Raw genomic sequence first — 13,153 nt, forward strand, 5'->3', positions numbered from 1 at the left:
AATAAAATACTAATTTTAAAAAACAATAAAAATACACACTATATATTATCAACAAACTAATAATATACTAATAAAACAAAAAATAAGAATTTTTATGAAAAATTAAGTTGACGACATTGTAATTTTTTCTGTTTTCAAAACATTTATATATATTGATGACGAATATTTAATAGTAGGAAGGAAGTTTCCTTCCGACTAAATATATCATTTAGTCGAAAGGGTTTTTCCACTTTCCATTTTATTCAAAAGATGAATAATATACTCAAAAGATGATGTGAAAGAATGTCAGCAAAAGATAATAAATTAGACCAAATTATAAAGACTATTGAAGTAAATGATATAAAATTTTTGAAATTACAGTTCTCAGATATACATGGAATACCAAAAAGTATGGCAGTGCCTCTTAAAAAAGCTGATGATATCGAGGATATAGTAAATGACGGATTATTATTTGACGGATCTTCAGTTGCAGGATTAGCTTCTATTAATGACAGTGATTTACTTGCAAAACCTGACATCAATACTTTTTCAATGATTCCATGGAGGCCTGAATCAAAAGGTACTAGTAGATTCATTTGTGATATCTTCACTACAGACGGAAAACCATATGACGGTGATCCAAGAGGAGTGCTTAAAAAATCATAAGAATAAGCAGAAAAAAGAGGATACCAATTCAACATGGGTCCTGAACCTGAATTCTTCATCATAAAAGAAGATGAGGGCGGAAATTACATACCTGCTGATGAAGCTGAATACTTTGATGTGGAGCCATTGGATCAGGGTACTGATATCAGAAGAGAAATTGTATTAGGTTTAGAGAAATTGGATTTCGATGTTGAAGTAAGCCACCACGAAGTTGCAGCTGGTCAGCACGAAGTCGACTTCAAATATGCAGACGCTTTAAAAACAGCTGATGCAGTTATAACATTTAAAGAAGCAGTCAAAGCATTAGTCAATAATTTAGGTTTTAAAGCTACATTCATGCCAAAACCGTTTTTAGGAATTAACGGTAGCGGAATGCACTGTAACCAAAGTCTGTTCAAAGACGGAGAAAATATTTTCTATGACCCGAATACTGAAACTCAAATATCTCAAGAGGCATTGTACTTCATTGGAGGATTGTTAAAACACGCTCCGGCATTATCCTCAATCTTATCCCCTACAGTCAACTCTTACAAACGTCTGGTTCCGGGTTACGAAGCACCATGTTACATAGCTTACGGATTTAAAAACAGGTCAACATTATTAAGAATTCCTGCATCCCGTGGATTAGGTACAAGAATTGAATGCAGATCAGCTGATCCGTCATGTAACCCGTACTTAGCATTTGCTGTATTGCTTGAGGCAGGTTTAGACGGTATGGATAATAAAATCGATCCTGGTGAACCTACTGAAGAAAACTTGTTTGCATATTCTGAAGATGAAATCATTGAAAAAGGAATCAGCAGTTTACCTACAAGTTTATGGGAAGCATATCATGCATTAGAAGAAGACGAAGTCGTCAAAAACGCTCTTGGAGAAAAAGTATTCAATCAGTTCTACACTATCAAAAGAGCTGAATGGGATGCTTACAGAATACAGGTATTCGATTATGAAAGAGATGAGTATCTAAACGTATAGATTACTTGAAATATGGTGGCTGATTTAATGCTACCATTAATTTCTAATTTTTTTGGAGGTATCAGAAGTTAAAATTGATGAAAAATAATTTTTTTTTGGAATTTTAGAATTATTTTTAAGGCATATAGTGTAATTTAAGGAATTGTTAAAGGCATATGATCAAAAGTTCATGATTATTATTTTAAGGCATATGATGAATTAATTTTGTTTCAATATGTGTATTCGCCGATATTTTATTTGGAGGTAAAAAAATGTGTGGAATAGCTGGTGTAATATACAAAGATAAAAAAACTCACCCCGTTGGGGACGCATTAACCTCAATGCTTGAATCATTACAGCACAGAGGTCCTGATTCAGCAGGTTATGCAATTTACGGCAGTTTGAATTTTGCTGAAAATTATTATCAATTAAACATTGAAGTACAAAGAAGAAGAGGTACATTAGACAATTTAAAATCTTTATTAACTCAATTCAGCCCAATTTTTGAAGAACAGTTAGTCGAGTCTGTAGGTGGCTCAGATGTATACAAATGTAAAATAGCATTGGATGAATTTTCCCTTTTGCAGCCATGCATCAGAGAAATTGATGAGCTTGAAAACGTAAGGGTTATCAACGGTTCACATTCATTTGAAATGATAAAGGATGTTGGTCAGGTAAAAGACATTGCAGAGCGTTTTGATGTCCCGAACAGAATGGGAACCCATGGAATAGGACACACCCGTTTTGCAACCGAAAGTGGTGTTGACCGCTATCATGCACATCCGTATCAAAGCTACATCATACCTGACATTACAGTGGTTCATAATGGACAGATCACCAATTACTGGAAAATAAGAGATCCTCTGGAAAGAAAAGGACATACTTTTGAATCATTCAATGATACTGAATGCATTGTCCATTACATGGCAGATAAGCTTAATCAGGGATATAAACTGGAAGAAGCTTTAGACCAGGCAGTAATTGATTTGGACGGTCCGTTTTCAATATTGGTTGGAACTCCTAACGGTATCGGTATTGCTAAGGATAAACTTGGTCTCAGGCCTGGTGTTATGGTTGAAACCGATGAAATTTTTGCTGTAGCTTCAGAAGAGATGGCATTGCATGATGTCATAGATTCAGACCAGATTGAACAGATTGCTCCTGGAGAAACAAGGGCTTACACGATTTAATGGGGGTTGTCTATGAAAGAATATGTAATTAATGCAAAAGATATGGATGCAAAAGAGTTAAATCGTACCATAAAAGAACAGGCAGTCTATCATGATAAAATTATTATCAATAATCCTGAATCCAGACACAATATCTGTGCAGGGTTGTCTGAAGATATAGAAATAGAAATCAACGGTTCTGCAGGATATTTTGTCGGAACAATGGTCAACGGCCCAAAAATACACATCAACGGAAATGCAGGATGGTTTGCCGGAGATAATATGACAAAAGGAGAGCTGATTATCGAAGGTACTGCAGGTGATGGTGCAGGCCAGGGAATCTATGGTGGAACTTTCATAGTAAACGGAAGCGTAGGTTCAAGAACTGGAGAAATCATGAAAGGAGGAACAGTCATAATCGGCGGAAACAGCGGATACATGACAGGACTTCTCATGATGGGAGGCAAACTCATAATTCTTGGTGATGTGACTGACGATGTCGGCGAATCAATCATGAGAGGAAGCATATACGTTCTTGGAAATGTTAAAAGTTTAGGAAAAAATGCTGTTATGGAAAAAGCCACTCTTGAAGATCAAAAAGAGCTAAAAGATATTTTAACTAAATACGGCTTTGAACTGACTGACATTGATTATACAAATTTTAAAAAAATAGTTAATATGCAATAGGAGCTGAAAAAATGAGTGAACGTAGAATTGCTATGGTTGGAACACCATGTGAAATTATGGCAGCATCCAAACTACAATATTTTACTGACAGCCCTATTGACGTTAAACTGGGCTTGTTCTGTATGGAGAATTTTTCATATAAATACTTTGGAAATCTCCTTGAGGAATATGATTTGAAAATGGATGATATTGAAAAATTCCAGATAACTAAAGGATTCGTATTTTTATTGCTGAAAACTAAAGAAACCGTAAAAATACCGCTGTCTGTAGCTAAAAGGGTTATCAGGAAAAACTGTAATCTGTGTGTTGAGTTAACATCAGAAACATCTGATATTTCTGTAGGTTCCATAGGATCCGAAGACGGATGGTCAACACTGATAATCAGAACCAAAAAAGGTGAAGAGATAGTTAACGGGGCAATAGAACAGAAATTCATTGAACCTAAAGACCTTACTGAATCACAATTCAAACTGTTAAACAGGCTTGCCGAAACCAAAATAAACAGCAATCTGGAAAACATTGAGGAAATGGAATATTTCGCAAGACCGGTATTATACCAAAGGGACAAATCAGACAGTTCAATCAATAAGGAAATCTCAGAATCAAACTTTATGGATTTGAAATATAATGTCATAGATATTGGTGCATGTGTGCTTTGCGGAGCATGCGAATACGTATGTCCTGACAGGTTAATAACAATAGATGATACAAAACCTAGAATAAACGGTGAATGTCCTCAGGACTGCCATGAATGCTTTGCTGTATGTCCAAGAACTTTCATCCCTGAATATTTAAGAAATGACAGTTCTAAAGCAATAGGTGACTTTATAAAAGTCATGTCCGTCAAATCCTTAAAACACACTCAAGGTCAGGACGGATCCATTGTAACGACATTGCTGGACTATCTGTTGACTAATGATATTGTGAGCGATGCGCTTATCGTCGATAAGGACGAGTACTTCGCTTGGAAACCTTACGCTAAAATAACAAATGACATAGATGAGGTTGTTAAATCCGGAGGAACAAAATATTCCGTCTGTCCGGTATTCAAACCGTTAAGAGATATCAAAGAGGGGGTGAACTAAATGCCATTCACTGTTGAAAGGAAAACTGAAATATGCAAACAGAACAACGACAGGCCTGGCTGCTGCTGGTACTTATGTGACAATCCAAAAAAATCATCATGTAAAAACTGTTACAGCTGCTATTCAAATTGCCCTCATGACGTTTATGAAGTAATTAACGATGAACCTTATCCGATTCATCAGGAAAACTGTGTGGGATGTAAAATCTGCGAGGAAATGTGTCCGACACACGCAATATATGTCAGGCCTCTTGCCGATGAAGGAAGGGGAATCTGGTCAAATTCCACAATGGTTGAAATCAAACGGAAAAGCCAGACTGGGGTATATAAAGTGCGCGGTTGCGGATTGACAAGAAAAATCCCGACATTTGACGATTTAAGCATATTGCCTGCCCAGGTGTCAAGACCTCCGATAGATTCATACAGGGAAACATGCAAGACTTCAGTGGTGCTTGGTGACCGTTTTGCGGAAAATCCAATCGAAATAGATACTCCAATCATGATTGGGGCAATGTCATTCGGTGCTATAAGTAAAGAAGCAAAAATAGCATTAGCTATTGGAAGCAGCAAAGTAGGTTCAATAGCAAATACTGGTGAAGGAGGAATGCTTCCGGAAGAAAGGCATTATGCTGACAAACTGATTGCCCAGTATGCATCAGGCCGTTTTGGAGTCTCAGCAAGCTATTTAAACAATGCGGAAGCTGTTGAGATTAAAATAGGTCAGGGTGCAAAATCAGGTATGGGAGGACACCTGCTTTCCCATAAAGTAACTGCAGAAGTGGCCAGAGTCAGAAACATTCCTGAAGGAACCTCTGCGTTAAGTCCTGCAAGACACATGGATATTGTCGGACCTGAGGATTTAGGCATGAAAATCGATCAGTTAAGGGAAATTACTGACTGGAAAATACCTATTATTGTAAAATTCGCTTCAGGTAGGGTTGAACAGGATGTAAAAATTGCAGCAAAAGCCGGTGCGGACATAATTGTAGTTGACGGAATGCAGGGAGGAACCGGTGCAGGACCTGAAGTCGTTACCGAACATGCAGGTATTCCTACAATAGAAGCAATCGTCAAAGCTGATGACGCTCTTAAAGAGATTAATTTGAGAAGCGAAGTGAGCCTTATCGCTGCCGGAGGAATAAGGTCTGGAGCTGATGTGGCTAAAGCTATAGCTTTAGGTGCTGATGCAGTATATGTTGCTACCTCTGCATTGATTTCCATAGGATGTAAGGTTTGTCAAACATGTTCAGAAGGAACCTGTCCTAAAGGAATCGCAACACAGGAAAGAGTCCTTAGAAGAAGGCTGGATCCTATAAGGAAAGGTCAGCAGGTTGCAAATTATATTGATGCAATGACTCAGGAAGTAACGTCCTTAACTCAGCAGGCAGGAAATACGGATATAGGAAACCTTGAGCGTCAGGATTTGGTTGCATTAACTATGGAGGCTTCACAGTTAACTGGTGTACCGATGGTGAGCAAAAGGTATTAGTTAATGCTGGTGATATTAATGATATTTAATGTAATAAAAAACATGATGAGCATATTTAGGCAAAATTAGGAGATATTATTATGACTGCATTTGATAGAGTTAAATCAGGAATTCCGGGACTTGATAAAGCTTTAGATAATATTCGTTTAGGTGATAATGTAGTATGGAACGTTACGAATCTGAATGAATTCTCATACTTTGTCGACCCTTATGTGAAACAGGCGAAAGAGGATAACAGGAACTTGATATATATCAGGTTTGCTAATCATCCTCCATTAATAGATATGTCTGAAGAGGATTTTACTTTACTGGATAGTGAAGAAAACAATCCCGACACTGAATTCTGCATGATAGAACGTGATGGAATTAAGATATATCGTGTAAATCCATATAATCAATTCGAAACATTCACTTTGGAAGTTCACAGAATCATTGAAAAGGAAGGTTATGATGCATTCTATGTCTTTGACTGCTTAAGTGATCTTCAGGCCGTCTGGTCAACGGATTTGATGATGGGCAATTTCTTTAGAGTTACATGTCCATTCTTATTCCAGCTGGATACAGTAGCATTCTTCCCAATTATTCGCGGAAGGCATTCATATGATGCTATAGCCAAAATTCGTGAAACAACACAACTGTTCCTAAATGTATACTCAAACACTACTGACGAGGTCTATGTTTCCCCATTGAAGGTTTGGAACAGATATTCACAGACAATGTTTTTGGGCCATAAATATAATGTCAGAACGGGTTCTGTTAAGGTTCTGCAGGACGGCCAGGAACTCAGTAAATATTATAAGATTGTCAATGACTTGGACAGGTATCAGAACGGGCAAATTTTGGATAGCTGGGAAAGATACATGCTTCAGGTCAGAATGAAGTATGAAGAAGGAGAAAACATTGATGATGAGTGCGACAGAATTTGTGAGCTTATGATGACAAAAGATGAAAGAATGCTTTCCAAAATTAAGGAATATTTCACTTTTGAGGATTATACCACAATCTATGACCGTCGTGTTGGAAGCGGATTGGTGGGAGGTAAATCCTGCGGAATGCTGCTTGCAAGAAAAATAATAGAAAAGAATTGTCCCGAAATATATAACAATAATTTTGAGCCGGACGATTCATTTTATATCGGTTCAGATTTATTCTACACATATATCGTTTCAAATGACTTGTGGGACCTTCGCGTAAAGCAGAGGACTCAGGAAGGTTACTACAAATATGGTAAGGAGCTTGAAGAAGGCCTTAAAAACGGTGTCTTTTCAGATGAAATTAAAAAGGAATTTATACGTATATTGGATTATTTCGGACAGAATCCGATTATTGTGCGCTCAAGCAGTTTCCTTGAAGACGGATTTGGAAATGCATTTGCAGGAAAATATGAATCTGTATTCTGTGCAAACAGGGGATCTTTAGAAGAACGTCTGGTGGCCTTTGAGAATGCTGTAAAAATCGTATACTCAAGTACTATGAACATTTCCGCTTTGGAATATAGGAAACTGAATGATTTGGATGATACTGACGAGCAGATGGCTCTTTTAGTCCAGAGAGTTTCAGGTTCTTATTATGGGGACTATTTCTTCCCGACGGCTGCAGGAGTCGGATTTTCATACAGTCCGTATTCACCTTTACCGGATATGGATAACAGCAAAGGTATGTTGAGGTTAGTAATGGGTCTCGGTACCAAGGCTGTTGACCGGACGAAAAAGGATTATCCAAGAATCATAAATCTGGATAAGCCTGAGGTAACCTTAACGAAAGACATAAAGGAAAAACACCGGTATTCACAGCATTACCTGGATGTAATTGACTTAAAAGAGGTCAGTCTGCATGACATTCCTGTTGGTGACGGTCTGGAGATAATTCCAAGACATGCCAAGAAAGTTCTGGTCGAGCATGACCGTGAAGCCGAGCGAATGTTTCGCGATCGTGGCCAACGCCGTGAAATAGTGTTTGTCAACTGTGAAGGAATTGTAAAGAATCAGGAATTTATTGGGGATATGAAGGAAATATTGGATACACTAGAAGAAGCATATGACTATCCGGTCGATATTGAGTATACGGTTAACTTTGGAGAGGATAAAACCTTCAACATAAACCTATTGCAATGCCGCCCTCTTCAGGTTTCAATAAATAACGAATCCATTGAAATGCCTGAAGACAAAGACGTTTTCTTCCATATTAAGGAGTCTTCCATGGGAATGTCACGAAAAAGTAAAATCGATACAATCTGTTATGTCGATCCGCATAAGTACTATGAATATCCTTATGCCAAGAAAAGCTCATTGTCTCGAGTAATCAGTGATGTGAATGCTTATTGCAAAGAAAATGATAAGACGGCTATTCTAATAGTTCCTGGAAGAATTGGTACTTCATCTCCTGAGTTGGGTATTCCAGTTGTGTTTGCCGATATCAGCCATTTCTCAGCAATTCTGGAAGAGGCATACAGTGAAGTTGGATATATGCCGGAATTATCCTTCGGAAGCCATATGTTCCAGGATCTGGTTGAAGCGGAAATCTACTATGGTGCATTATTTGAAAATGAGAAAAAAATAGAATTCAACAAGGATATGATGTTTGAACATCCAAATATTCTGAAAGATATAAATCCAAACTTAAATGAAGAGATTTATGATATGGTCCATGTCATAGACTTTGATGAGGATAAGGCCGAATTATATCATGATATGAATAAGGACGAAACAATATGTATCTTCAATGATTAGGCAATATGTTTAAAACTATTAGTTTTGGGCAGGTGGGTGGGACATATGCCTTTTTTATTTGTTATAATTTTTTGCACAAAAAAGATTTTTCAAATAAAAGCAAAAGTATGACAAAATTCCTAATGTGATTAACGACCCTATTTGAGTTTATGGGGTTGTTTTTCACATACCTCTTTTTTAATTGTTTTTGCTAAAAGAGAATTATTGACTAATTCTCTTTAAATCAAGTATTTTTCTCTAATTTTTCGACTTCCGTGGTTTTGTTCTTTGGAATTTAAAGCAGTAATCAGATGATTCCAAACTTCTTCTTTTGGAATAAGTGTGGATTTAAAGCCCATGAAGTTCCAGTTTTCATTAAATGTTTCCAATAATCGTTTTTCACCAAATTTAGATTTAAGCATTTTTAAATTAGCTATATTTTCAATATCAAGAGGTGCATGCCATTGATAGAAGTTATAATTCAGACAAATCGGATTCATATTCAGTATCAAAATCCTCATATCGCATTTTAATGCGTCTTCAAGGTAATTTATTTTGTGGCATATTTTTGATTTAGTAGTATAACTTTTGATAATATAATCATAATCCAAGGATTCTATAGCTAATTCAATATGTTTTTCTATATATTCTAAGGATATTTCCTCTATGCTTCCTTCACGGGTTTCTAAATAATCAAAGAAATCTAGAAAGTCAAAATAAATCAAATATTTTCTATAGAAACCTATCCATTCGTATTCTTCTAGGTAATCATATGCGTTTTTAGTCAAGTATGTTTTTTCAGATTCAAATTCATTCAATGGCAAGTCACTATCAAAAATTTGTTTTACCACTTCTTTTTTCGTCTGCAATGGTTTAACACCATGTTTTCTTAAGAATTCTTTTAATTTTTTAGTGTTTTGTGATTTTGAAAAATCATGCCAATTTTCTTTGGTGGCATTATGTGTGAGGTATCCTTCTTCAAATGATAATTCTCTTATTTTTTCTCTTAAAAACCATGGAACAAAAGATAAATCATACAAAGATAGTTCATCATCATTTGTTTCTTCTATTGATTTGAAATATTTGTATTTATTCAAATCTACAGGTATGATAAGATCGTCATTTTCCCTTTGATTTAAACGATAGTTGTTATCTGCTAGTTTGCAGAAGTCAATTTCGCAGAAATCTATTTCTGCATTATTAACATCATCATTTTCCTTTTCATCTTCAATCAGCCAATCGAAATATTCGTCCAAATCACATACTTCGTTTAAATGGGATTTTTCGTATTCTTTTCTCAGTTCTTCATCAAAAAAGATTTCCGTGTACATATCATGTATGAAATCATCTTCGTGAATGTCTCTTTCTGTCATATATTCGACCTGTTTTTTTAATGATTCATTATTTTCAACAAATTCCTGTATTTTTTTCATATCTTTTACATCTTTTAGAGAAAATATATCTTCAATATCAAAACCACAGTTTTTGCAAATTGACTTTTCATAATGCATAGGTTTTAGGCATATTGGGCATGTCTCGTTATGTGTTAGGATATTTTTGAATATTTTGGTATATTCAAAATCTCCAAAGTCTTTATGGATTTTAAGGAGTAATTCTTCATTTGTCAGTTTCTTTTTATTATTTTCTTCTTCTATTATCTTATAATTCATATTTACACGTCCGTAGTGTGGTTAATTAACAATGATTTTAGTTAATTTCGATGTTTTAATTTAATATTTTATTAGATATTATAACTTTCCCAAGAGCATTTGAACACTAAAAAATATTCAATTCTACAGTTTTTTATATGGAAATATGAATATTTGTCCTTATTTTGACATGTTATTAAAACAAACGATTGATATTTGTAATAATGTTTTTTAGACATCATATCATTAATTATTTTCTAGTTAAGGAGGAATTCTTTTTTAAAATAGATTTGTTTTATTCGGTTAAAACAATATTTTCTCAATTATTATTCAGTTATTTGGCATATTATGGTTAATGCTTAATTATTTTTATTATATATTTTAGTATTCACAATATTTTAATACAATCATGATTAATTATGATTAATTGTTTATTTTGCAGTATTCGCAATATATTTGACTTTTTTTAAAGCCATATCTTTATTTTCAATTGTAATAGATATTTTTATAAATTTATCTTTATTTGGGTTTATTTACTTTTAATTTATTAATTTTAAACAATTTTTATTTATTTTAATTTTTTTTATAATATTTATAGAAAATTTTATATATAATTAAATAAAATATATTTGTAGACTTAACTTTAATTTTTATAAAATAAACTTTAAATGTTAAGTCGAAATATAAGAGGTTTAATTAAATGTTTAAATTTGATAAAGAACAAGAAGTTTTTGACTTCGCTGGAGTCAAAATGGGTGGACAGCCTGGGGAATATCCTACTGTTTTGGCAGGAACTATTTTCTATGGCGGACACAATATTCTTAATGACGAATTAACTGGTGACTTCGATAAAAGTAGGGCTGAACAATTGGTTAATGATATGGCTTCCATTTCTGATGTAACTGGAAATCCATATATTGTTCAGGTTTTCGGACAAACTGTAGAAGCACTCCCAAAATATATTGAATATATTGGTGAAATCTGTGATGCTCCTTTCCTTATAGATTCCACTTCCGGTGATGCTAGAGTTGCTGGTGCACAGTACGCTGATGAAACCGGATTAACAGAACGTGCAATCTATAATTCCATTAACATGGCTGCAGATAAATCCGAATTGGATGCGCTTGCCGAAACCGACATATCCGCTTCAATTATCTTAGGATTCAATCCGATGAATGCTACTGTTGAAGGTAAGATGAATATGTGGGAAAACGGTGACGACGGTGCATACGAAAAAGGTTTGCTCGAAGTCGCTGAGGAATGTGGTATAGACAGATTTATGATGGACACGGCTGTAACTCCTTTAGGTCAGGGTGCAGGTATTGCTGCAAGGACTTCATTTGCTGAAAAGGCTAAATGGGGTTATCCAGTAGGTTCCGGTATTCACAACGTTCCATCTGCATGGGACTGGTTAAGAGAATATAAAAAAGCAGGAAACAAGACTGCATTCACTGTTTGTGATATTGGAGCAAACATTGTACAGGTAATGTGCGCAGGAGATTTCGTTCTTTTCGGACCTATTGAAAATGCAAATATCGCATTTCCTGCTGTAGCTCAAACAGATATGTTTATCAGTGAGGCTGCAAAACCTTTAGGAACAGAACATGTTGAAAATCACCCTATGAACAAACTATTATAATTTATTAAAAAACATTTCCAGCCTCTACGTCAATTGTTCTATGTCTTAGGATATTTGACAAATCTTAACATAAAAAACAAAATAGCACTGGACCTAATCCATCCAGTGCTATAAATAATCCTTTTTTTGGGTAATGATGATTAATTAATCTAAAAATGAATCTAATTTTTCTTTAAATTCTCCATTTTTGACTTCCTTTGTGGTAATAGCTAAAGTTTTTAAAGGAGCCTTTCCGACAAATTCCTCCATCTGCTTAAATGAGGATTCAAATCCGTTTGCACCTGCAGTTACAAAGAATTTAACGTTATTGAATTTGCCTTCGTTCTGCTTGATGTATGAAATTACTGGATTTGCTGCTTTTCCGGCCCACACAGGAACTCCCAGATATACTGTATCATAGTCTGACGGATCATATTTCAAATCTCCTAATTCAATGATTTTCACAGTCATCGCATCTTTTCCCGCACGGGCGTAACCGATTTTACCGTCATATTTGACTGTGGAGACTATTTCTTCTGTATCAGCATTCAATCTGCCGGCAATTTCTTCAGCCACTTTCTTGGTAATGTCAGTTCTTGAATAGTATGCTACTAAAACACTCATAATATCGCCTATTTTAAATCTTTTAATTTACTTATATAATAAGTAGATTATTAATTTTTGGTGATTTTATGGTTGAAAAAATAGCTTTGGCACCATGTAATGGAATGAGTCCCAATGGGCTTGTGTCCCGTGTTGCAGTTGGAGACTGCAGAAAAGAAAATGAAAATGTAATATCAATATGTATGGGTTCGACTTCGGCGGATATTGAAGGAAAAAACGATGAAATGCTTAAAAAATATCCTATTGTTGCAGTTAACGGCTGCGGTGGGGGATGTGTAAATAAGATATTGGAAAACAGGGGCATTGATGTGGCCAAAACAATTGCTGTAGAGGAAGTTTTGGCAAATCATGAAGTGTCCAGTAAAGACCCATTCAGGTTGGATGATGATGGGGAAAAGTGTGTTGAAATAATTAAAAAAGAATTGAATAAATCTATTTCTGATTGGTAAATTCTGATATTTTTTGTATATATCTTTAAATAAGTTATTAAAAATATTTATTTATGAATAATTATATTTGGAGATAT

General features: G+C 35.1%; 9 protein-coding genes and 1 pseudogene. 8 read left to right on the forward strand and 2 right to left on the reverse strand.

Annotated features, from left to right (window positions below):
- Window positions 1-282 precede the first annotated feature (282 nt).
- From glnA to ACKI2W_RS08725, 6 genes and pseudogenes are all read left to right on the forward strand, one after another.
- Window positions 283-1,620 (forward strand): annotated as a pseudogene (gene glnA / locus ACKI2W_RS08700) (type I glutamate--ammonia ligase).
- A gap of 251 nt (window positions 1,621-1,871) precedes the next feature.
- Window positions 1,872-2,789: a glutamine amidotransferase gene (locus ACKI2W_RS08705; RefSeq protein ID WP_407381238.1), complete on the forward strand. Its 918-nt coding sequence runs from the start codon at window positions 1,872-1,874 to the stop codon at window positions 2,787-2,789.
- Between the two features lie 12 nt (window positions 2,790-2,801).
- A complete protein-coding gene (locus ACKI2W_RS08710) occupies window positions 2,802-3,455 on the forward strand; it encodes a tributyrin esterase (protein WP_407381240.1) in 654 nt (217 codons plus the stop codon).
- A gap of 11 nt (window positions 3,456-3,466) precedes the next feature.
- On the forward strand, window positions 3,467-4,540 hold the full coding sequence (locus ACKI2W_RS08715) for a Coenzyme F420 hydrogenase/dehydrogenase, beta subunit C-terminal domain (RefSeq protein ID WP_407381242.1): 1,074 nt from the start codon (window positions 3,467-3,469) through the stop codon (window positions 4,538-4,540).
- A complete protein-coding gene (locus tag ACKI2W_RS08720) occupies window positions 4,541-6,028 on the forward strand; it encodes a glutamate synthase-related protein (protein ID WP_407381244.1) in 1,488 nt (495 codons plus the stop codon).
- An 80-nt stretch (window positions 6,029-6,108) separates the two neighbouring features.
- Window positions 6,109-8,757 carry a PEP/pyruvate-binding domain-containing protein gene (locus tag ACKI2W_RS08725; protein ID WP_407381246.1) on the forward strand — a complete coding sequence of 883 codons (2,649 nt, stop codon included), beginning with the start codon at window positions 6,109-6,111 and terminating at the stop codon, window positions 8,755-8,757.
- A gap of 218 nt (window positions 8,758-8,975) precedes the next feature.
- Here ACKI2W_RS08725 and ACKI2W_RS08730 read toward each other — a convergent pair whose 3' ends face one another.
- Entirely contained in the window at window positions 8,976-10,406 is a 1,431-nt protein-coding gene (locus ACKI2W_RS08730) for a hypothetical protein (RefSeq protein WP_407381248.1), read from the reverse strand.
- Window positions 10,407-11,085: 679 nt separating this feature from the next.
- Between ACKI2W_RS08730 and mtrH the strand changes: the two genes are divergently transcribed.
- Window positions 11,086-12,024 carry a tetrahydromethanopterin S-methyltransferase subunit H gene (gene mtrH, locus ACKI2W_RS08735; protein WP_407381250.1) on the forward strand — a complete coding sequence of 313 codons (939 nt, stop codon included), beginning with the start codon at window positions 11,086-11,088 and terminating at the stop codon, window positions 12,022-12,024.
- Between the two features lie 144 nt (window positions 12,025-12,168).
- On the opposite strand, the gene ACKI2W_RS08740 is transcribed toward mtrH, so the two are convergent.
- Complete coding sequence (locus ACKI2W_RS08740) at window positions 12,169-12,627, reverse strand: flavodoxin family protein (protein WP_407381252.1); 459 nt, start codon at window positions 12,625-12,627, stop codon at window positions 12,169-12,171.
- 68 nt (window positions 12,628-12,695) lie between these two features.
- On the opposite strand from ACKI2W_RS08740, the gene ACKI2W_RS08745 reads away from it, so the two are divergent.
- Entirely contained in the window at window positions 12,696-13,076 is a 381-nt protein-coding gene (locus tag ACKI2W_RS08745) for a putative zinc-binding protein (RefSeq protein WP_407381254.1), read from the forward strand.
- Window positions 13,077-13,153 lie beyond the last annotated feature (77 nt).

The sequence above is a fragment of the Methanobrevibacter sp. genome, assembly GCF_045603845.1.
In the GTDB taxonomy this organism is placed as follows: domain Archaea; phylum Methanobacteriota; class Methanobacteria; order Methanobacteriales; family Methanobacteriaceae; genus Methanocatella.